Source organism: Arthrobacter sp. P2b (genome assembly GCF_900168295.1).
Classification (GTDB): Bacteria; Actinomycetota; Actinomycetes; order Actinomycetales; family Micrococcaceae; genus Arthrobacter.
Map to the genome: position 1 here is coordinate 43,803 of NZ_FVZL01000015.1, position 20,249 is coordinate 64,051.

General features: G+C 66.8%; 18 protein-coding genes and 3 tRNA genes. 16 read left to right on the forward strand and 5 right to left on the reverse strand.

The genetic code is table 11. The features are described 5' to 3' along the window. The first annotated feature begins 270 nt into the window (after positions 1-270). The 5 genes from B5520_RS17670 (at position 271) to B5520_RS17690 (ending at position 7,358) form a co-directional block, all read left to right on the forward strand. On the forward strand, positions 271-1,311 hold the full coding sequence (locus B5520_RS17670; RefSeq protein WP_079598389.1) for a universal stress protein: 1,041 nt from the start codon (positions 271-273) through the stop codon (positions 1,309-1,311). Between the two features lie 36 nt (positions 1,312-1,347). After that, positions 1,348-4,143, forward strand: coding sequence for a PEP/pyruvate-binding domain-containing protein (locus tag B5520_RS17675; protein ID WP_079598390.1), 2,796 nt, complete (start codon positions 1,348-1,350; stop codon positions 4,141-4,143). A 71-nt stretch (positions 4,144-4,214) separates the two neighbouring features. Beyond that, positions 4,215-5,498, forward strand: a complete 1,284-nt coding sequence (locus B5520_RS17680; RefSeq protein ID WP_254865620.1) for a hypothetical protein — start codon at positions 4,215-4,217, stop codon at positions 5,496-5,498. A 38-nt stretch (positions 5,499-5,536) separates the two neighbouring features. Next, on the forward strand, positions 5,537-6,490 hold the full coding sequence (locus B5520_RS17685) for an ABC transporter ATP-binding protein (protein WP_104443633.1): 954 nt from the start codon (positions 5,537-5,539) through the stop codon (positions 6,488-6,490). 70 nt (positions 6,491-6,560) lie between these two features. Further along, positions 6,561-7,358, forward strand: coding sequence for an ABC transporter permease (locus B5520_RS17690; RefSeq protein ID WP_079598392.1), 798 nt, complete (start codon positions 6,561-6,563; stop codon positions 7,356-7,358). Positions 7,359-7,398: 40 nt separating this feature from the next. On the opposite strand, the gene B5520_RS17695 is transcribed toward B5520_RS17690, so the two are convergent. Genes B5520_RS17695 through B5520_RS17705 form a run of 3 tightly spaced genes read right to left on the reverse strand, consistent with a single transcriptional unit; the run spans position 7,399 to position 9,793 of the window. After that, a complete protein-coding gene (locus tag B5520_RS17695) occupies positions 7,399-8,319 on the reverse strand; it encodes a cation diffusion facilitator family transporter (RefSeq protein ID WP_079598393.1) in 921 nt (306 codons plus the stop codon). A gap of 10 nt (positions 8,320-8,329) precedes the next feature. Then, complete coding sequence (locus B5520_RS17700) at positions 8,330-8,758, reverse strand: metallopeptidase family protein (RefSeq protein ID WP_079598394.1); 429 nt, start codon at positions 8,756-8,758, stop codon at positions 8,330-8,332. Positions 8,759-8,767: 9 nt separating this feature from the next. Beyond that, entirely contained in the window at positions 8,768-9,793 is a 1,026-nt protein-coding gene (locus B5520_RS17705) for a DMT family transporter (RefSeq protein ID WP_079598437.1), read from the reverse strand. Positions 9,794-9,919: 126 nt separating this feature from the next. On the opposite strand from B5520_RS17705, the gene B5520_RS17710 reads away from it, so the two are divergent. Beyond that, complete coding sequence (locus tag B5520_RS17710; RefSeq protein WP_079598395.1) at positions 9,920-10,603, forward strand: DsbA family protein; 684 nt, start codon at positions 9,920-9,922, stop codon at positions 10,601-10,603. 34 nt (positions 10,604-10,637) lie between these two features. On the opposite strand, the gene B5520_RS17715 is transcribed toward B5520_RS17710, so the two are convergent. After that, entirely contained in the window at positions 10,638-11,678 is a 1,041-nt protein-coding gene (locus B5520_RS17715) for a PHP domain-containing protein (RefSeq protein WP_079598396.1), read from the reverse strand. Positions 11,679-11,843: 165 nt separating this feature from the next. Here B5520_RS17715 and B5520_RS17720 point away from each other — a divergent pair. From B5520_RS17720 to B5520_RS17760, 9 genes are all read left to right on the forward strand, one after another. Beyond that, positions 11,844-11,916, forward strand: a tRNA-Glu gene (locus B5520_RS17720). 91 nt (positions 11,917-12,007) lie between these two features. Beyond that, positions 12,008-12,081 (forward strand) — tRNA-Asp (locus tag B5520_RS17725). Between the two features lie 48 nt (positions 12,082-12,129). Beyond that, positions 12,130-12,205, forward strand: a tRNA-Phe gene (locus B5520_RS17730). A gap of 710 nt (positions 12,206-12,915) precedes the next feature. Further along, entirely contained in the window at positions 12,916-14,511 is a 1,596-nt protein-coding gene (locus tag B5520_RS17735; RefSeq protein WP_079598397.1) for a glycoside hydrolase family 68 protein, read from the forward strand. Positions 14,512-14,725: 214 nt separating this feature from the next. Then, a complete protein-coding gene (locus B5520_RS17740) occupies positions 14,726-15,187 on the forward strand; it encodes an Asp23/Gls24 family envelope stress response protein (protein ID WP_079598398.1) in 462 nt (153 codons plus the stop codon). Continuing rightward, positions 15,184-15,375, forward strand: coding sequence for a hypothetical protein (locus B5520_RS17745; RefSeq protein WP_079598399.1), 192 nt, complete (start codon positions 15,184-15,186; stop codon positions 15,373-15,375). Before B5520_RS17740 ends, B5520_RS17745 begins: the two co-directional genes overlap by 4 nt. Continuing rightward, complete coding sequence (locus tag B5520_RS17750; RefSeq protein ID WP_079598400.1) at positions 15,372-15,752, forward strand: hypothetical protein; 381 nt, start codon at positions 15,372-15,374, stop codon at positions 15,750-15,752. The genes B5520_RS17745 and B5520_RS17750 overlap by 4 nt, the downstream gene beginning before the upstream one ends. Further along, positions 15,749-16,396 carry a hypothetical protein gene (locus B5520_RS17755; RefSeq protein ID WP_079598401.1) on the forward strand — a complete coding sequence of 216 codons (648 nt, stop codon included), beginning with the start codon at positions 15,749-15,751 and terminating at the stop codon, positions 16,394-16,396. The genes B5520_RS17750 and B5520_RS17755 overlap by 4 nt, the downstream gene beginning before the upstream one ends. Beyond that, positions 16,393-17,004 carry a hypothetical protein gene (locus tag B5520_RS17760; RefSeq protein ID WP_079598402.1) on the forward strand — a complete coding sequence of 204 codons (612 nt, stop codon included), beginning with the start codon at positions 16,393-16,395 and terminating at the stop codon, positions 17,002-17,004. Before B5520_RS17755 ends, B5520_RS17760 begins: the two co-directional genes overlap by 4 nt. Positions 17,005-17,008: 4 nt before the next feature. On the opposite strand, the gene B5520_RS17765 is transcribed toward B5520_RS17760, so the two are convergent. Further along, entirely contained in the window at positions 17,009-18,814 is a 1,806-nt protein-coding gene (locus B5520_RS17765) for a glycoside hydrolase family 13 protein (protein ID WP_079598403.1), read from the reverse strand. A 140-nt stretch (positions 18,815-18,954) separates the two neighbouring features. On the opposite strand from B5520_RS17765, the gene B5520_RS17770 reads away from it, so the two are divergent. Then, positions 18,955-20,244, forward strand: a complete 1,290-nt coding sequence (locus B5520_RS17770; protein ID WP_079598404.1) for an ABC transporter substrate-binding protein — start codon at positions 18,955-18,957, stop codon at positions 20,242-20,244. The last annotated feature ends 5 nt before the right edge of the window (positions 20,245-20,249 follow it).

The following is a 20,249-nucleotide window of genomic DNA, read 5'->3' on the forward strand; positions in this document are numbered from 1 at the left end:
AATCCGGGTCAGGCATAGCCCAAATCGCAAACATTCTTCTGCTGGTGAACGCGCTTTCCGCGGCACCGCCGTGAGCCTGTGGAAATCTTGTGGATAACCTGCGCTTCCGTGGCCTGAACAGGCTTGCTATGGCACAGCGGACGGAGAATAGTGAGAAGTGGAGGCGGGTTGTTTCCCGGGTGGCTGCGGCTGCCGGCCGGGTGCTTGGGGAACGCCAGGCTTCTGGCAGAATAGCCGCAATATCAGGCAGTAGCGCAAGGAGGCGGCCCCATGGGCGCACGAGAGTTGCATCCGGACCCGGCACGGGACGGTGGTGGCACTTCTGCCGCGCCCGATGGAATCGTTGTGGGCGTTGATGGTTCGGACCATGGCCAGTGCGCCCTGGTGTGGGCAGCACGCGAGGCCCAGCGCCGGCGTCGTCCGTTGCACATCGTCACGGCATATTCCGTGCCCATCTTCGCTGCGTCCGGCCTTGACGGCGGCTACGCCACCGTGGATGACTCCGTGATCCGCGAGGGTGCAGAGGCCATCGTCAAGCAAGCACTTGCAAAAGTTGCCGGGTACGACATCCAGGTGAGCTCCTCCGTGGAGAACGGCGATGCCTCCGGAGTATTGCTGGAAATGTCCGAAACCGCGGAACTGCTGGTGTTCGGCACCAGGGGCCGGGGCGGCTTCGTGGGCCGGCTCCTTGGCTCGGTGAGCAGTGCCCTGCCCGCGCACGCCAAATGCCCGACGGTGACGGTGCCGCTGATCTGTTCGGACCGGTTGGGCGAAACAACCGAGGACCGGCGCATCAAGGCTGAACAGGCCAAAGCAGGGCACCAGCGCGTGGAGAACGTGGTGGTGGTCGGCGTTGACGGCTCGGAACAGGCACGGGTTGCCGTGCTGGAAGCTGCAGACCAGGCTGAACGGCTGGGCGCGGCCTTGCGTGTGGTGTGCGCGGTGCCCCAGTACAGCGGATCGCTCGCCTGGGTTCCCGCTCCGATGGACCGCAAGGCCCTCTTCGCGGACATCCAGGTAACGCTGGACGCCGGCATGTCCTGGCTGCGGAGCCATTACCCCGGCCTTCCGGCGGAGTCGGAATTGCGGGACGGCTCGCCCGTGGACGTGCTGGTTGGGGAAAGCAGGCACGTTGAGCTTGTGGTGGTGGGCACCCGCGGCCGCGGCGGGTTCACCGGGATGCTCCTGGGGTCAACGTCCGACGGCGTGCTCCACCATGCCAAGGGCCCGGTGATGGTGGTTCCGGACCGCGAAGACCCCCGCCTCGCCGACCGCGCCCGCTTCGGGCCGATCCTCGGCGACGCCGCCTAAGACGGCAAGCACCCGGCCACCAGGGAAGGCACGCACATGCAACGGCCGGAGGAGGCTGAGGAGAGCGCCGGTGACGGCCTGGTCCGGAACCTGCGCTCCCTTGATGCCGGAATGCTCGCCCTGGTGGGAGGCAAGGCCGCCAACCTGGGCGAGCTGATGGCAGCCGGGCTGCCGGTGCCGGACGGCTTTTGCCTCACCACTGATGCCTACCGGCACATCACCGGGGCCCCGCACAACCTGCTCCCGGCGCTCGCCGGGATCCATGCCGCCCTGAAGCCGGCCTCCGGAAGTGGTGCTCCTGAGCCGCATGCGCTTGCCGGCCTGGCGGCTGCTGCGCGCAGCGCCATCCAGGAGGCACCCATTCCGTCCGGCATAGCCGCCGCCGTGGAACAGGCCTACAACAGCCTTGGGCCGGAGGTGCCCGTGGCCGTAAGGTCCTCGGCCACGGCGGAAGACCTTCCCTTCGCGAGCTTTGCCGGGCAGCAGGACACCTACCTCAACGTGGTGGGCGCGGGTCCCGTCCTGGAAGCAGTCCGGAAGTGCTGGGCTTCGCTGTGGACGGACCGGGCCACCGCCTACCGGGCCAGCCTCGGGATTGATCCTGACGACGTCGCCCTGGCAGTGGTTGTCCAGCAGATGGTGGACGTGGAAGCGGCAGGCGTCCTGTTCACTGCCAATCCTGTGACCGGACGCAGGGGGCACGCCGTCATCGATGCCAGCCCGGGCCTGGGCGAAGCGGTGGTTTCGGGGGCGGTCAATCCGGACCATTACGTCGTGGACGCCGCTGCCGGCCGGGTTGTCGAGCGGAAACTGGGTGACAAACGGGTGGCTGTCCTGGCCCTTCCCGGCGGCGGGACCGAGAGCGTTGACCTGCCACCCGCGCCGGATTCTTCCTGCCTTTCCGACGCCCAGGCGACCGGACTGGCCCGCCTGGGACAGCAGGCAGAGCAGCATTTCGGTGCGCCGCAGGACATCGAGTGGGCCATCGACCATAACGGCACCCTGTGGCTAACGCAGTCAAGGCCCATCACCACGCTGTATCCGGTGCCTGCACGCAACGGAACCACCCGGGCCAACGGCAACGGCAACGCCGGCGGCACCAGGGCGTACCTCTGCTTCAGCCTTGCCCAGGGCCTGACCCGTCCCCTGACGCCGATGGGACGCGCCGCCCTGCGGCTCATCGCTTCCTCGATCGCCGGAGCGGCAGGCTTCCGGGTTCCCGACCCGAGGCGCGGACCGTCCCCGTATGCCGAAGCCGGGCAGCGCATCTACATCGACGCCACCACTCCACTGCGGAGCACGGTGGGCCGGCAGATCCTGCCCCGCGTCTTCGACATCATGGAGGCCCGCTCCGCCATCGTCCTGCGGCAACTTTTCGACGATCCGGCCTTTTCCGTGACGCGCAGGACCCCCTGGGGGCTGCTCCGCCACGTCGTGCCCGCAGCGGCCCGTGCCAAAGCTCCGGAATCGGTCCTCCGCGGACTGGTCCGGCCTGCTGCTGCCCTCCGGCGGATGGAGAGGTTCACGGCCGAATTCGACGCCGCGCTGGCGCTGCCGGGTGATGCCGGACCCGGGGAACGCCTCGACCATGCCGAAAGGCTCCTGCAGACGCGCTTGTTCGCGATCGTTCCCGCCATCCTGCCGTTGCCGGCGCTGGGATTCGCCATGCTGGCAGTGGCGGGCAAACTGCTGGGCGGGAGACGGTGGGACGAACTCCAGCCGGTGCTCCGCGGCCTGCCCAACAACGTGACCACCGAAATGGACCTTGAGCTGTGGCACCTTGCCGCGGCCATCAGGGACGACGCCGAATCCAGCGCGGCCCTGCTGACCCAGGACCCGTCCCGCCTTGCCCGGGAGTTCCTGGCCGGACGCGTGCCGCCACGCCTGGAGGCCGGCCTCACCAGGTTCCTGGACCGTTACGGGCACCGCGCCGTTGCCGAGATCGACGTCGGGATGCCCCGCTGGTCCGATGACCCTGCCCACATCCTTGGGTCCCTGGCCAACTATCTCCGGCTGGAGGATCCCGGGCTTGCCCCCGACGTCCAGTTCAGCAAGGCCGCAGAGGCTGCCGATGCGCAGGTGGAACGCCTCGTCGCCCAGGCCAGGGCCCGCAGCGCCGTCCACGCCGTGCTGGTCCGCGGAGCCCTGCGCAGGGCGCGGCTGTTCGCCGGGCTAAGGGAACTGCCCAAGTACCAGCTGGTGCTGGGCCTCGCCGAGGTCCGCCGGCAACTCCTGCACGTGGGCAGCGCGCTCACCGCGGCCGGCGTCCTCGGGCAGCCGGACGACATCTTCTTCCTCGACTTCGAGGAAGTCCGGACGGCAGTCACCCGGCAGGCGGGCACGGGCGAAACTGGCGGCACGGGCGCAACAGCCGAAGCCGGAAACATCCTGGACCTTGTGGCGGAACGGCGCGAGGCGTACGCCCGGGAACTCGGGCGGCGGCACATTCCCCGGGTGCTGCTTTCGGACGGCACGGAACCCGAGGCGCTGCGGCCTGCGGCCGGAAACACTGTTGCCGGCGCGCTGGCGGGAAGCCCTGCGTCGGCCGGGTCCGTTACCGCTGCCGCCCGGGTCATCCTGGACCCGGTGGGCGCCCGCCTGGAACCCGGCGAAATCCTGGTTGCCCCGTCCACGGACCCCGGCTGGACGCCGCTGTTCCTGACGGCGGGCGGGCTGGTGATGGAAATGGGCGGTCCGAATTCCCATGGTGCCGTGGTGGCGCGGGAATACGGCATTCCTGCCGTGGTGGGGGTGCCGGATGCCACGGCCAGGATCACTACCGGGGAGAGAATAACGGTCGACGGCGGGGCGGGCACAGTAGCGCCTGAGTGACCTTCCGGAAGCCCTGAAGGTAGGGGATTGGCCCGCGTGTTTACCCGCCGTTGCAGGCGTACCCTTGAGCTATGGGCTCCGACATCATGGGCTCCGGCGGCAGGTTCAACCGGCGGAGTACGCCCGGCACCAGGCGTGCCTGGCTGCGGTGGGTGCCTGCCGTGGCAGCACCTGCAGTAATCGCCGCCGGCGTCCTGGCGGGGACCATTCCGGCGCGGGCCGGTGATCCCCTGCCCGCCAAGACTCCCGCTGAAGTCCTGGCGCTGGTGGGCGGGCACGACGGAGGGCACAAACCGCACTCGTTCTCGGGCACCATCGAGCAGTCCTCCGACCTTGGCCTGCCGGAGCTGCCCGCTGCCGGGCCCAGCTCAGGACCCGCATCTGCCGGCGGCGCAGCCTCGGTGTTCGAGTTGCTCTCCGGACAGCACACCGCACGGGTCTACATGGACGGTAAAACCAAGGTCCGCATCCAGGTCATGGACCGGCTGGCTGAACGCGACATCATCCGCCGGGACAGCGACCTGTGGTTCTACTCCTCCAGGGACAACTCCGCAGCGCACCTGACCCTGCCGGCATTCGCCCGCGACCTGCCGCTTGTTGATCCCGGACTTCCGGGAAGTCCGCCCCCGGACCAGTCTGTACCGGACGGCGCCATGCCGGCCACGCCCCAAGAACTCGCCGAGCACCTGCTGGCCAAGGTGGACTCCACCACCGCCGTGCGGGTCGGGGACGACGTGGAAGTGGCCGGACGCGCGGCCTACAACCTGGTACTTGAGCCGCGCACGGACGCCACCCTGGTGGGCAACGTGGCCATCGCGGTGGACGGGGAAACCGGAATGCCGCTGTCCGTCCAGGTCACCGCACGCGGTGCGGACTCGCCGTCCTTCCATGCCGGGTTCACCAGCCTTTCCCTTGAAGCACCGGACGATTCGCTCTTCACCTTCGTTCCGCCACCGGGCAGCACCGTGGAGGAACTGCAGGTTCCGGCCACCGGGTGGCCGCCCGGCATCCACAACCCTGGCATGATGATCACCCCCGACCAACTCGATGCCATCCACCAGCGCCCGGACGGCATCCACCAGCATCCGGACGGCATCCACCAGGATCCGGCCCCGTCCACAGTGACGGGGAAGGGCTGGGAAACTGTGGTGGAAATCCCTGCCGCGGCAGCGGGCGGCACTCTCGCCGGCTCCCTGTTGAAGGATCCACTCCTGTCCCAGGCCGCCGTCGTCGTACCGGGCGGGCGGCTGCTGTCCACCACGCTCTTCAACGTTCTCATCACCGACGACGGCCGCATCTTTGCGGGCATGGTGCCGCCGGACAGGCTGCAGGCAGCCGCGTCGGCGGTTCCGTGAACCCTGCGGGCGGAAGCTCCCGCCCCGGGACTGACGGATTGGCCATTGAGACGCAGGGCCTGACGAAGCGTTTCGGCCAGCAGGTTGCGGTGGACGCCGTGGATCTTGCCGTGCCGCCCGGCTCCGTGTTCGGCTTCCTGGGCCCCAACGGGTCCGGCAAGACCACCACTATCCGGATGCTGCTGGGCCTGGCGGCGGCGTCGGCGGGAACGGTCAACCTGCTGGGGATGGACATGCCGCGCCGGTTCCAGGACGTGCTGCCCCGGGTGGGCGCGCTGGTGGAGGGGCCGGCGTTCTACCCCTTTCTGTCCGGCGCGGCCAACCTCCACCGCCTGGACGCCGCCGGCCGCCACACCGTGCCGTCCACCCGCAAGGCCAGGGTGGACGGGGCGCTGGAACGCGTGGGGTTGTCGCACGCCGCAGGAAAAAAGGTCCACGCCTACTCGCTGGGCATGAAGCAGCGGCTGGGCATTGCCAATGCCCTGCTGTCCCACCGGGACCTGCTGGTCCTCGACGAGCCGACCAACGGGCTGGACCCGCAGGGTACGCGCGAAGTACGCAACCTGGTCCGGTCACTGGCCCACGACGGCGCCACTGTCTTTGTCTCCAGCCACCTGTTGGCGGAGGTGGAGCAGATGTGCACGCATGCCGCCGTCATGAGTGCCGGCAGGTTGGTGGCGCAGGGGCCGCTGGCCGACCTGCGGAGGGCGGGCAGCGCCCGGATCCGGCTGCTGACGCCGGACGCCGGGGCGGCCCGTCCGGTCCTGGCCCGGCTTGGCCTGGAAGTGGAGGCAGGGGGCGTCCAGGCCGACGGCGAGATCCTCCTGTCTGACCTGGCCTCCCCTGGAGGTACGGACGGCCGCCTTCCGGAGGACATTGTGGGGCACCTGGTGGCGGCGGGAATCCGGGTCAGGGGATTCGCCGTCGAACGCGAAAGCCTGGAAGACCGCTTTGTTGCCTTGACGGGGGAGGGGTTCGACGTTGCCCAGTAGTGTCCCGGCGGACGTCCCGGGAGTGGCCTTGCGACCGGCAAGGGTGCCCCGCGGGTCCGGCTTTTCGCTGATGCTGTCTGAACTGAGGGTGTTGTTTGCGCGCCGCCGCACCTGGGCGCTATTGCTGGCGCTCGCGGCCATACCTGTGCTGGTGGCCGTCGCGGTGCGGGTGTCCTCCTCCGTCCCGCCGGGCCGCGGCCCTGCTTTCCTCGACCGGATCAGCCAGAACGGCCTGTTCGTCGCCTTTACCGCGATGCTGGTTTCGGTCCCGTTGTTCCTGCCGCTCACGGTGGGGGTGGTTGCCGGGGACACGATTGCGGGCGAGGCGAACCTGGGAACGCTGAGGTACCTGCTGGTCGCACCTGCCGGGCGGGTGCGGCTGCTGCTGGTCAAGTACGCGGGGGCGCTCGCATTCTGCCTGGTGGCACCCCTCACCGTGGGCGTTGCCGGTGCGGCCATCGGCGCGGCGCTTTTTCCGGTAGGTCCGGTGACACTGCTGTCCGGCGACGTGATCCAGCCGCCGGAAGCTGCCGTCCGCATTCTCCTGATTGCCGCCTACCTTGCCGTGTCCCTGGCAGGCCTGTCCGCCATCGGGCTGTTCCTCTCAACCCTGACCGTCGTCCCGGTGGGCGCGATGGCCGCCACCGTGGTGGTCTCGGTGGTGTCCCAGGTCCTGGACCAGCTGCCCCAGCTGGAGTGGCTGCACCCATGGCTGTTCAGCCATTACTGGTTCGGCTTTGGCGATATGCTCCGCCAGCCCGTCCTGTGGGACACGTTCGCCAGCAACGCGCTGCTGCAGGCCGGTTACATCACCGCGTTCGGGGCGCTCGCGTACGGTCGGATGGTCACCAAGGACGTCCTGAGCTGAGCCGCACCAGCCGTGTTGCCGAACTGGCAGTTTTGAAGAACTAAGCGTGCTGGTGCGCTTCGTGCTCGGAATGGCTGGCAGGTTCCAGCTGGAAGGTGCAATGGTCGGTGTCGAAATGCGAGCCCAGGCAGGTGATGAGCTTGTCCAGCAGCTGGTCGGCGCCACGGGCATTGAGCACCCCGTCCTCCACCACCACATGGGCGGAAAAGACCGGCACGCCGGACGTAATGGTCCAGATATGGATATCGTGCACGTCGGTGACCCCGTCCACGGACAGGATGTGCTCGCGGATCATCTGCACCTCCACGCCCTTGGGGCTGGCTTCCAGCAGCACATCCACCACGTCGCGCAGCAGGCTCCAGGCCCGGGGCAGGATCAGCAGGGCGATCACCACGGACGCGATGGTATCCGCGGCGTTGAACCCGGTCAGCATGATCACCACGGCAGCGGCGATGACGGCGAAGGAACCCAGCAGGTCGCCCAGGACCTCCAGGTAGGCGCCGCGCACGTTCAGGCTTTCATGGTGGGCGCCATGCAGGATCAGCAGTGACACGATGTTCGCGATGGCGCCGAGGATGGCCGCGAACAGCATGATGTCGGTCTGCACTTCCGGCGCGGACCCGATCCGCCGGATTGCCTCCGAAAAGATGACCACGGAGATCACGATCAGGATCAGCGCGTTGGCCAGCGCAGCGAGGACTTCGGCCCGCTGGTACCCGTAGGTGCGCTGGTCGCTGGCGGGCCGGCCGGCAATCCAGGATGCCAGCAGGGCAATGGTCACCCCGGCCGCGTCCGACAGCATGTGCCCGGCGTCAGCCAGCAGGGACAGTGAACCGGACAGGATGGCACCGGCAACCTGGACCACCACCACGGACAGCGTGATCACAAGGACGGCCACGAGCCGTCTGCGGTGCCGCCCGGTGGCGGTGATGCCGTGTGTGTGGCTGTGGTCGTGTCCCATGCCTACAAGGCTAGCCCCAGCCCAGCTCATGCAGCCGGTCATCCGAAATGCCGAAGTGGTGGGCGATCTCGTGGACCACTGTCACAGCCACTTCGTGGATGACGTCCTCCCGGGACGCACAGATCTCCAGGATGGGTTCGCGGAAGATGGTGATCCGGTCCGGCAGTGAGCCGGCGTCCCACCAGGAGTCCCGTTCGGTGAGGGGCACGCCTTCATAGACTCCCAGCAGGACTGTGTCCGGGTCCTCACCCGGCCCCGGCACGTAGTCGTCCTCGATGAACACGGCCACGTTGTCCATGGCACGGGCCAGCTTGTCCGGGATGCTGTCCAGGGCATCTGACACCGCGGCTTCGAACTCGTCGGCGGACATCCTGAAGCCGAGCGGTTCGTGGGGACCCTCCGGAATGATGGGGAGGCCGGGCGGGAGGCGGGCAGGCATACCTCGACTTTAGTCCCGAATGTGCCCCTGCCGGATCCGCGCCTTGTGCCCGCCGCCCGGGCGTGAACGGCGCCGGGTGAGGCTGACTCCCGCTAAGCAGATGAGGCCGCCCACCAGGCCCAGGGCGGTGGGGATTTCTCCCAGCAGGAGCCACGAAATCAGGACCGTGGTGCCGGGCACCAGGTAGGTGGTGGCGGCGAGCTTGCCCGCGTCAATGAGCGAGAGGGCGTAGGCCCAGGTGGTAAAGGCGATGGCGGTGGGGAAAATCCCCAGATACACCAGCCCGGCCGTCGCCCCGGGCGGGGCGGCCTGCACCTCGGCCGCCAGTTGCCCTGCGAAGGGCAGGCAGCAGACCGCACCCACCAGGATCCCGAACCAGGTGGCCTGCGCCGCGGGGAACTTCCGCAGGACTGGCTTCTGGATGATGACGCTGACCGCGGCGAGTACGGCGGCCAGGAGGCAAAGCGCCACACCCGCCATTTCCGCCGTCGTGCTTTCCCCTCCGCCGGACGCCGGCACGGATCCCAGCCCGGGCGCCGTCCCCTGCCCGGACCCCACGGCGATCAGCGCAACCCCGGCGAACGCCACGGTGCTTCCGATCAGCAGCCACCTGGGGAAGCCCTCCTTCAGGAAGATGCCGGCCATGATGGCCACCAGGATGGGGTTGACGTTGATCAGCAAAGCGCTGGTGCCCGCGTCCAGGACATGTTCGGCGGCGTTCAGCGCCACGTTGTACCCGCCGAACCACATCACGCCATAGGCAAGGATGGGCCACCACTCGCGGCCCCTGGGCAGGTGCCGGCTCTTCAGGAGTTGCGGCAGGACCAGCAGGGACAGTACGACGGCGGCAATCGCCAGCCTGCCAAGCGTCAGGGAGCCTGGGGAGAAGTGCGGGCCGATGGCCCGGATTCCCACGAAGGCGGATGCCCACAGCACCACGGTAACCACCATCGCTGCCACGCCCAGCGCCTTCAGCGGGGCGGCTTGGCTGGCAGGTGCGGGAACGGATGTGCTGGCGGGGGTGGTTGACGGCATGGTGCCAATGTATCCGGGCGCAGGAGCTGCAGGCTGGCGGAAATCGGCCACGTCTGGTCAACTTCCTGCCAAAGTTCCACGGCGCTTGCGCAGGGGCAGCTGCCGGCCTCGGTTAGGATGCGGGTTATGGTCTCAAACCCTGCTCCTCCCCGTGATGCCGCACGCCTCGTCAGGACAATCATCTGGATCGTCCTGGCCCTCGTCGTGGCAGGCGGCGTCGCCTGGTATGCCTTCTTCGGAGCCGGGAAGCCGCAACAGGCCGCCCCGCCGGTCCCCGGCTCGGAGCAGCTGGTCCGGGCGGACAGCCACCGGCTCACCACGCCGTCGGTGGAGAAGGCCCAGCTGGTGGAGTTCCTCGACTTCGAGTGCCCGTCCTGCGGCTCCATCCATCCTGTGGTGGAGCAGCTCAAGGCGGAGTTCGGAGACCGGATTACGTTCGTCCACCGGCATTTTCCGTTGTCGATGCATCCGAATTCCGGGCAGGCTGCCCTGGCCGCCGAGGCCGCGGGGCAGCAGGGCCAGTACCAGCAGATGGCCAACCGGCTGTTTGAAACGCAGTCCCAGTGGGCGGGGAGCCAGCAGTCGCAGGCGCCGTTGTTCCGCACTTATGCCGAGGAGCTGGGGCTGGATCTTGCCCTGTTCGATACCGCGGTGGCCGACCAGAAGACCGAGGACCGGATCCTGGCCGACATCGCCGACGGCAAGGCGCTGGGCGTGAGCGGTACCCCCACCTTTTTCCTGAATGGGGAAAAGCTGACGCTGTCCACGCAGGCGGACTTCCGGCAGAAGCTGGCTGACGCGGCGAAGTAGCTTCCTGTTCAGCGCCGGTCATCCGGGAAGCAGGTTACGTTGCGGCTGCCCAGTCCAACAGGCGGTCCACCGGCCAGGTGGTGATGATGCGCTCCGCCGGGACCTCGTTCCGTGCGGCCCGCTCCGCGCCGTACTGCAGGAAGTCCAGCTGTCCCGGCGCGTGGGCGTCGCTGTCGATCGAGAACAGGCACCCGGCTTCCAGCGCGAGCTGGATCAGTGCATCCGGCGGGTCCTGCCGTTCCGGCCGGGAATTGATTTCCACCGCCACGTTGTATTCGGCGCAGGCGGCAAAGACCTCCTTGGCGTCGAATTCGGACGGCGGGCGGGTTCCCCGCGAACCCTCAACCAGGCGTCCCGTGCAGTGGCCCAGGACGTTGGTGTGCCGTGCCTGGATGCCTCCGAGCATCCGCCGGGTCATGGTCTTCCGGTCCGCCCGGAGCTTGGAATGGACGCTGGCCACCACGATGTCGAGGCGGTCCAGCAGGCCGGGTTCCTGGTCCAGCTCGCCCGACTCGAGGATGTCCACTTCGATGCCGGTCAACAGCCGCACCCTGCTGTCCGGGTTCCCGCGGCCGGACTGCCCGTCGGCATTGATCTCCGCCACCACGTCCAGCTGCCGGGTGAGCCGTTCCGGCGAGAGCCCGTTGGCGATGGTGAGGTTCGGTGAGTGGTCCGTGAGCGCCAGGTATTCCCGCCCCAGCACCCCGGCGGCCGCCACCATCAGCTCAATGGGGGAGCCGCCGTCGGACCAGTCGCTGTGGCTGTGCAGGTCCCCGCGCAGTTCGTTCCGGATGGCGGCGCCGCCGGTTGCCAGGGGCTGGGCGCCCTTCTCCCGAAGGTCGGCCAGGTAGTCCGGGACCCCTCCGCCCACTGCCTGCTGAATGACCTGGTAGGTCCGGTCACCGATGCCCTTCATGGATTTCAGCCGCCCGGTTCTGGCACGCTCCGCCACCTCCTCCGGCGGCAGCGGGCTGATGGCCGCGGCGGCCTTGCGGAAGGCCTGGACCTTGAAGGTGGCGGCGCGTCCGCGCTCCAGCCAGAAAGCAATCTCGTTGAGTGCTGCAACGGCATCCATCAGTCCATCTTCACCTGTTCTCCCTGTTCAGGCACGGTGTTTTAGGCCGATTTTGGAATATCCCGGACTAGGCCCTATAGTTTTAGAGTCCAGTTCGGAGAAACGCAAAGGACAAAGACGGAAAGCCTCGCTTTACGCCTTTTATTTTGTTCCGAACGGGTTCTGGCCCCCATCGTCTAGCGGCCTAGGACACCGCCCTTTCACGGCGGCGGCACGGGTTCGAATCCCGTTGGGGGTACGCAAGGAACTGGTCAAACAGACTAAAAAAGTCTGGTAGGCTGGAAGCCTTGAAAAAAGCGGTAGAGATACTGCAAATGCAAGAAACGCAAGGCCCTGTAGCGCAGTTGGTTAGCGCGCCGCCCTGTCACGGCGGAGGTCGCGGGTTCAAGTCCCGTCAGGGTCGCTCTGATTGTTGGAAGTAATTCCGGCTGTCATGGTGACTAGTCACCTAGGCTCTGTAGCTCAGTTGGTAGAGCGTTCGACTGAAAATCGAAAGGTCACCGGATCGACGCCGGTCGGAGCCACCACTGGGAAGCACCAGTTCTTCGGAACTGGTGCTTTTCTTCATTTAACACACCTCTCTTTATCGGATGAGCGGCCCTCCTAACGAGGGTTATAGGACAAAACGTGTGTAAATCCCGGGTGTGTCATGTAGCGGCCTTCCTAACGAAGCAGGGGCAGGAGCCTGGTGCTGCATCCTTCCGGTGCTGGCAACCGGACCCCTGGCCCAGGCACAGCAGCTAAATCCCCCCTACACAGACAAATCCCCCTGGCGTTTCCAAGGGAGATGTCCATATGTGGGGGCATTTCGCTGCCTAAGCCGGAATCGCATGGGACATACTCCTGTGAAGTGCCCCACAGAACCCGCGTGGCATGAACCACACGGTCCAGACCAGCCAAAAAAGATTCGACTGACCTTTGAAACATTTGACTCCTGCAAAACCGTTGTGGCACGCGCGCGCCTTGGAATGCGTAAGCGCTTGCACCCGACCCGGCAGGCGCGGAATCCGGGGCTTGCAACACGGTTTGGAGCGGGCCCGGCACCGTGCCTAGCGTGGACAGCGGCCCGGGATCTCCCCAGATACCGGGCCCGCATCGGGACCGCACCCAGGTCCCTCCCCTCGATACAACGGCGTCCTCGATGACGCCAACAGGGTTATCGAGGACTCCGGAGTGTGGGGAACAGGGCACCCGCCCGTCTTCCACGAACAGTTACAACTCCGCGAGAAGAGCAACAATGCACAAGCACCCCCAAGCCCGCCGGCCGCTGCGGTGGCGTCCCGCCGCCGCAGCACTGGCGACGGCCGTAGCGGCCTCGGCCTTCCTGGCCGTGCCGTCGGCGCAGGCGAACGAGCCTGCAGATCCGCCGGCCGTTGAGCAGATGCCCGCGCCCACCCCTGGCTTCCCCCTCCCCACGGAACACACCCAGCAGGCCCACGACCCGGCGTCGGACTTCACCTCCAAGTGGACCCGCGCGGATGCCAAGCAGATCATGGCCCAGAGCGACTCCACCGTGGCTGCCGGCGAAAACTCCATGAGCCCCGACGTCACCATGCCGGAGATCCCCGAGGACTTCCCCGCCATGAATGACGACGTCTGGGTGTGGGACACCTGGTCCCTGACGGACGAGAACGCGAACCAGATCAGCTACAAGGGCTGGGACGTCGTCTTCTCCCTGGTCGCCGACCGCCACGCCGGCTACGGCTTCGACCAGCGGCACTGGAACGCCCGCATCGGCTACTTCTTCCGCAAGACCAACGCCGACCCGGCCAAGGACAAGTGGAACTACGGCGGACACGTCTTCGCTGACGGCGCGTCCATTGGAAACACCGAATGGTCCGGTTCCACCCGCCTCATGCAGGGCAACCAGGTCAACGTGTTCTACACCGCCACTACCTTCTACGACGTGGCCGAGCGGAACGCGGGTGGCGGCGGCATTGCCCCCGATGCTGCCATCGCCAAGGCCCTGGGAAAGATCCACGCCGACGAGAACGGCGTGACGTTCGACGGCTTCCAGCACACCAAGCTGCTGGAACCGGACGGCACGATGTACCAGACCAAGGAACAGAACCCGGGCTTCGCCTTCCGCGACCCCTACACGTTCGCCGACCCGGCCCACCCCGGCAAGACCTTCATGGTCTTCGAAGGCAACACCGGCGGAACCCGCGGGGAATACGAGTGCAAGCCCGAAGACCTTGGGTACCGTCCCGGCGACGCCAATGCCGAGTCCGTGGATGAGGTCAACAGCAGCGGGGCCTACTACCAGACCGCCAACGTCGGCCTGGCAGTGGCGGACAACAAGGACCTCACCAAGTGGTCCTTCCTGCCGCCCATCCTTTCGGCGAACTGCGTCAACGACCAGACTGAGCGTCCCCAGATCTTCATCCAGAACGAAGGCGGCAAGAACAAGTACTACCTGTTCACCATCAGCCACCAGTTCACCTATGCAGCGGGCATGCGCGGCCCCGACGGCGTCTACGGCTTCGTGGGCGACGGCGTCCGTTCCGATTACCAGCCGATGAACAACAGCGGCCTGGCGCTCGGCTCGCCGACGGACCTGAACCTGCCGTCCGAATCACCGGAGGCACCCACGCCCAACCAGAACGGTCGCCAGTTCCAGGCCTACTCGCACTACGTGCAGCCCGGCGGCCTGGTGCAGTCCTTCATCGACAACGTCAACGGCGTCCGGGGCGGCTCGCTCTCGCCCACGGTGAAGATCAACTTCCGTAATGGTGTGTCCCAGGTGGACCGCAGCTTTGGCCAGAACGGCCTTGGGCCGTTCGGCTACCTGCCCACCAACGTCCGCGTCGGCGGCGAAGGACACTACAAATAGACTGCGGCGCCAGCCGCAACCGCCGCTGCTGAGCCAGCGGCACCGCTCAGGCGGGGATGTCCTTGGGGGCCTCCCCGCCTGGGTTCTTTTAACGTGGGCTCTTGGCGCTCTGGCAGCCGGCCAGGGAGCGCGGCAAAAAGGCCGGCTGACAGGCATAACAGCACATCAGCGCCGGCTGGGGATAGGGTTGGAACAACAGAAGGGGGAGTGCCTGATGGAATACCAGAACCCACAACCCGGCCAGGGTAGCCACAGTGCCGCCGCGCCGGTTCCCGTCCCGGTCCCGGGACTGGGCCGGACAGTGATTTCCGAAACGGCGGTGGCCAAGGTTGCCGGAATCGCCGCCCGCGCCGTCCCCGGTGTCCACTCCCTGGGGTCGGGGTCCCGCGCGCTGGGGGCCATCCGCGATGCCGTAGGCAGCAGCACGGACCATGCTGCGGGGGTCCATGCAGAGGTGGGCGAAACGCAGGTAGCTGTGGATATCAGCCTGGTGGCCAGCTACGGCACGCCCCTGCACGCCCTCGCAAATCAGGTGCGCGCGGCCGTTTACCGGGCCGTCGAGGAACTGGTGGGACTGCAGGTCATCGAGGTGAACGTCGAAGTCACCGACGTCTTCGTTCCGCCTCCTGTTAAACCGACAACACCGGGCACTGCCGACAGGGAGGCGCTGCTGTGAATCTCACTGTTGCAGGAATCGCGATGGGGGCCTTTGTTGCATTCATGTCCCTCCAGTTCGGGCTGTGGGGCTTCCTGATCTCCCTGCTCTTTATGGCCATCGGGGCATTCCTGGGCCGCGCCGCCGAGGGGAAGCTGGACCTGCGCGGCGTCCTGGACGCCATCACCGGCCGGCGCTCATCCTCATGAGCACGCCTGCGCCGGCTGTGCGGGGGCAGGCGCGCAGCGGCCACAACCGGATCAGCACGCAGGCACTGACAAGCCTCGCCAAAGCGACGGCCGCCCATGCCCTGGGCGTCGATGCCCAGGATGTCCGGGCAGATTGGACGGACGACGACGGCCTGCTGGCTTTGTCCCTCGTCACGCCCATCAGCATTCCGCCTTTAAAGGATGTGTCCCTGGACCCGGCACGGGTGGAGGTTATTGGCGGCTCCATCTGGGACCGCACCGTCCGGGCCAAAGCCCGCATCCTGGAAACTGTCACCGACCTCAGCGGCGCACGACTGAGCCGGGTGGATATCAGGATCAGCGGCGCCAGGATCAGTGAAGGAGGGCGCGTCCAGTGAGCAGCAGGGTGGAGGCCGGGGACCGCAGGTCCCGGAATCCGGAGGGCCGTGACAACGGACGGCGTCCTGATATGCGCCGCGTGGTGTACCGCGAAACCCACTCAACACGGGCGGCTGTTGCGATCGCCGCTGCAGTCCTGGTCACGGTGTTTGCCGCCTACGGCCTCCTGGAAGCCGCCGTACACGCCATCGGCCAACCGGCCTGGCTCATCGAACCGCAGGTGGCAGCGCAGCGTATCGTCGCGTTGCCCGCCGGCATAACCCCGCTTCTGCTTGGCGCCATCGGGGCCGTGGTTGCCATGGTTGGCCTGGTCTTTCTCCTCAACGGGATACTTCCCGGACGGCGTGCCCGGCACCTTCTCTCCGGCCACGCCCCCGGAAGGCCCGCCGTCGTGGTTGACGACGAAGTCATCGCCTCGTCGCTGGCCCGCCGCGCCAGGCTGGCGGCAAACGTCACCCCCGAACAGGTCATGGTGGTGGTCTCGCAGCGCCAGGTCCTGGTGAACGTGAGGCCCACGTCCGGCGTACCCGTCGACGAGGGAACAGTCCTCGCCGCCATCCAGGACGAGCTGGACCAGATGGCGCTGGATCCGTCACCTGCAGCCCGTGTCAACGTGGCACCGTCAGGGGTGGTGGGCGCATGAACAGCACTCCAACCCTCCTCAACCGGATCCTGCTCACCATCCTGGGCCTGAAGCTCCTGGCGATCGGTCTCCTGCTGATGCTGCTGGCCACCGTGCCCGCAGTCGCGGCGTGGTGGCACTCCTGGTCCCCGGGCGTGTGGAACGGGATCAACCAGATGTTCAACGCCACCAGGTTCCCGGGCCGGACCCAAAGCTGGCTGTGGATCATAGTGGCGCTGGTCCTGCTGCTGCTGATCGGGCTCATGGTGGCCTGGATCGCCCAGCAGGGAAAGGGACGGTCCAACGTTCTGGCCTCCGAGTACGATCCCGGTGAGGTTCCCGGTGACGTGCGGATTGGCGGGGGAGTGGCCGAGCAGGCCCTCAAACACGCCCTTGCCGGACGCCCGGACCTGGCCGGGGCCACCGTAACCACCTATGACGTCAAAGGAACCCCTGCCCTGAAGGTACGGCTCCTGCCGCGCCAGGGGGTGGCGCCGCATCTGCTGGCCGCCGAAATCTCCGAGCTGCTGGCTGCACTCGAAACCGTCGTAGGCAGGGAAACGCCCGTGCTCATTCATATCGGCGCCGGTGCGCGGACCCGCTTCGGCCGGGCCGAGCGGGTCCGCTGACAGGTCACTTCCTGAGAAGGTAGACGGCGTAGTCCACGGGGACCTCCCGCATTGCTGTCCACTCTTCGGCGGGTTCAGGCCCGCTGGAGAGGGCTACGGCGTACCCCTCAGGAACTGGTGCGGAGGCGAATCCCATGTTGGCGAGGACCAGGACGTCCCCATTATGGAAGGCCAGCAGGCCGCTGTCCGGCGCATGGACGTCAGCCCATGACACGGCGCCCCGGCCAAGTTTGTGTGCGAAACGGAAGGCAAGGGCGGCCCGGTAAAGCTCAAGCGTGGAGCCCTCCACGCCGTCCTGCCGGTCGGCAGCCAGGGGCCCGAAGCTCTCCGGCTGGGGGAGCCAGGGCTGCGCCGCCTGGCCATTGAGCCGATCCGAGAACCCGTAGCCCGGCAGGTCGCCGGACCAGGGGAGCGGCACCCGGCAGCCGTCCCGCCCGGTTTCAGCACCGCGTGTCCGGAAAAAAGTGGGGTCCTGCCGGGCGGCGGCCGGCAGCGTGGTGTGTTCCGGCAGGCCCAGTTCCTCGCCCTGGTACAGGTAGGCGGAGCCGGGCAAGGCCAGCGAAACCAGCGTGGCAGCGCGGGCACGGGCCAGTCCCAGGGCGGCATCCGGCTGCTCGTCATCCGCGGCGATGCCCTTGGGGAAGGCTGTGGGATCGGACAGCCCGAAACGGGTGGGATGGCGGACGGTGTCATGGTTGCTCAGGACCCAGGTGCAGGGCGCGCCAACGGACGCTGCGGCCGCAAGGGAGGCTTCCACAGCCTCAGCCAGGCGTTCAGCGTCCCAGCCGGCCAGCAGGAAATCGAAATTGAATGCCTGCTGCATCTCGTCGGGTCGGACGTAGAGTGCCAGCCGTTCCGCCGGCTCCACCCAGGCTTCCGCCACCATCATCCGGTCGCTGCCGTACTCTGCCAGGACCCGGTGCCAGTCACGGTAGATTTCGTGCACGCCGTCCTGGTCGAAAAACGGCGACGGCGGGTACACCGGAGACACAGCACGGTGCGGTTCTTCGGCGTCGGTATGGGCGCCGGGCGCGTCGCCGGGTGGTGTTGGACCAGGGCGCGTGCCGGCGGTGCCTTCCACCATGGCAGCCACGCCGTCCCAGTCGGGCAGGCCTTTTTCCTTGACCATGCCATGGGCTACATCCACCCTGAAGCCGTCAACGCCCCGGTCCAGCCAGAAACGGAGAACCGACCGCATCTCTTCCTGTACCTCCGGGTTTTCCCAGTTCAGGTCCGGCTGCTTGGTATCAAACAGGTGCAGGTACCAGTCGCCGGGGGAGCCGTCAGCGGCGGGGATCCTGCTCCAGGCAGGCCCGCCGAAGATCGACCGCCAGTTGTTCGGTGCCCGGTTGCCGTCCCCTGACCCGGGAATCTCGTCCCTGCCGGGGCGGAAGATGTAGCGCTCCCGTTCCGGTGACCCCGGAGGCGAGGCCAGCGCGGCCTGGAACCATACGTGTTCGTCTGAGGTGTGGTTGGGAACCAGGTCCACAATGACTTTCATGCCCCTGCTGTGAGCATCCTGCAACATAGCGTCGAAGTCGGCCAGCGAGCCGAACAGCGGGTCCACCTGGCGGTAGTCCGCGACGTCATACCCGCCGTCGGCCTGCGGCGACTTGTAGAACGGGGACAGCCAGATCGCGTCTACCCCCAGGCGCTCCAGGTAGGGAAGGCGGGCCACTATGCCGCGCAGATCGCCCATGCCGTCGCCGTTTCCATCGGCGAAGGAGCGGGGGTAAATCTGGTAGACAACAGCGTCCGCCCACCATTCGGAACGGGCCGGGGCGGCGGCAGGAACGCTCAGGTTGGACATTTGGTTCCTCTCAGATAACTTTTTGATGTAAACGCTTGCATTACCCGCAGTCACATTACTAGTGTGATGGTCACCACAACAACCTCACCAAACAAGCGCACTGTCGACTTACTTGTCACTCAGCGAGGAGCTTCAAGCTAATGAAAACCCCTAGATTCCTTCTTCCGGCTGCCACTGCCGGTGTCCTTGCCCTGACCTTGTCTGCCTGTGGCGGCGGAGGCGGCGGCGGGACCACGGGCGGCGGCGGGACCGACGCCGAAGCAAACCTGGACAGCCGGGGCCCCATCACCTACGTACAGGGCAAGGACAACAGCAACGTGGTGCGTCCGCTGATCGAAAAGTGGAACGCTGCCCACCCTGACGAGAAGGTCACGTTCAAGGAACAGACCGACCAGGCCGACCAGCAGCACGATGACCTCGTGCAGAACTTCCAGGCCAAGAACGCGGATTACGACGTTGCCAGCGTGGATGTTGTGTGGACTGCTGAATTCGCAGCCAAGGGGTGGCTGCAGCCGCTCAAGGACAAGATGGCTGTGGAAACCGAGGGCATGCTCGAACCCACCGTTGAGGCCGGTTCCTATAAGGGCACCCTCTACGCGGCTCCGGTCTCCTCCGATGGCGGCATCCTCTACTACCGCAAGGACCTGGTGCCCGAAGCGCCCAAGACCTGGGCCGAGATGATGGAGATGTGCTCCATTGCCAAGGCCAACAACATCGGGTGCTACTCAGGCCAGTTCAAGCAGTATGAAGGCCTCACCGTTAATGCTTCCGAGGCCATCAACTCTGCCGGCGGTTCTGTCCTGGATGACGAGGGCAAGCCGAACCTGAACACCCCGGAAGCTGAAGAAGGCCTGAACAACCTGGTGGAAGCCTTCAAGAACGGGAACATTCCCGCTGAGGCGATCACTTACCAGGAAGAGGAAAGCCGCCGTGCCTTCCAGGAAGGCAAGCTGCTGTTCCTCCGCAACTGGCCTTACGTGTACAACCTGGCCACCACTGAAGGTTCCTCGCAGGTGAAGGACGTTCTGGGCATGGCTGCCCTGCCCGGCGCGGATGGCCCCGGTGCCTCGTCCCTCGGCGGCCACAGCGCAGCCATCAGCGTCTACTCCGACCACAAGGCGACCGCCCTGGACTTCGTCAAATTCCTGATCGAAGAGGAACAGCAGAAGTTCTTCGCAACCCAGGGGTCCCTGGCTCCGGTCTTCGGTGCCCTCTATGAGGACCAGGAACTGGTTGCCAAGCTGCCGTACCTGCCGGTCCTGAAGACCTCCATCGAGAACGCTGTTCCCCGTCCGGTGACGCCGTTCTACCCCGCTGTCACCCAGGCAATCCAGGAAAATGCCTACGCGGCACTGAAGGGTGAAAAGCCTGCCAAGGATGCGCTGTCCGACATGCAGAAGTCGATCGAGACCGCCGGCGCGGGATCGTAGCAAAC

Bases quoted from the DNA above. Each gene is read 5' to 3' on its own strand.
- B5520_RS17670 (WP_079598389.1), top strand. From the start codon at position 271: ATGGGCGCACGAGAGTTGCATCCGGACCCGGCACGGGACGGTGGTGGC.
- B5520_RS17675 (WP_079598390.1), top strand. From the start codon at position 1,348: ATGCAACGGCCGGAGGAGGCTGAGGAGAGCGCCGGTGACGGCCTGGTC.
- B5520_RS17680 (WP_254865620.1), top strand. From the start codon at position 4,215: ATGGGCTCCGACATCATGGGCTCCGGCGGCAGGTTCAACCGGCGGAGT.
- B5520_RS17690 (WP_079598392.1), top strand. From the start codon at position 6,561: ATGCTGTCTGAACTGAGGGTGTTGTTTGCGCGCCGCCGCACCTGGGCG.
- B5520_RS17695 (WP_079598393.1), bottom strand. From the start codon at position 8,319: ATGGGACACGACCACAGCCACACACACGGCATCACCGCCACCGGGCGG.
- B5520_RS17700 (WP_079598394.1), bottom strand. From the start codon at position 8,758: ATGCCTGCCCGCCTCCCGCCCGGCCTCCCCATCATTCCGGAGGGTCCC.
- B5520_RS17705 (WP_079598437.1), bottom strand. From the start codon at position 9,793: ATGCCGTCAACCACCCCCGCCAGCACATCCGTTCCCGCACCTGCCAGC.
- B5520_RS17710 (WP_079598395.1), top strand. From the start codon at position 9,920: ATGGTCTCAAACCCTGCTCCTCCCCGTGATGCCGCACGCCTCGTCAGG.
- B5520_RS17715 (WP_079598396.1), bottom strand. From the start codon at position 11,678: ATGGATGCCGTTGCAGCACTCAACGAGATTGCTTTCTGGCTGGAGCGC.
- B5520_RS17735 (WP_079598397.1), top strand. From the start codon at position 12,916: ATGCACAAGCACCCCCAAGCCCGCCGGCCGCTGCGGTGGCGTCCCGCC.
- B5520_RS17740 (WP_079598398.1), top strand. From the start codon at position 14,726: ATGGAATACCAGAACCCACAACCCGGCCAGGGTAGCCACAGTGCCGCC.
- B5520_RS17750 (WP_079598400.1), top strand. From the start codon at position 15,372: ATGAGCACGCCTGCGCCGGCTGTGCGGGGGCAGGCGCGCAGCGGCCAC.
- B5520_RS17760 (WP_079598402.1), top strand. From the start codon at position 16,393: ATGAACAGCACTCCAACCCTCCTCAACCGGATCCTGCTCACCATCCTG.
- B5520_RS17765 (WP_079598403.1), bottom strand. From the start codon at position 18,814: ATGTCCAACCTGAGCGTTCCTGCCGCCGCCCCGGCCCGTTCCGAATGG.
- B5520_RS17770 (WP_079598404.1), top strand. From the start codon at position 18,955: ATGAAAACCCCTAGATTCCTTCTTCCGGCTGCCACTGCCGGTGTCCTT.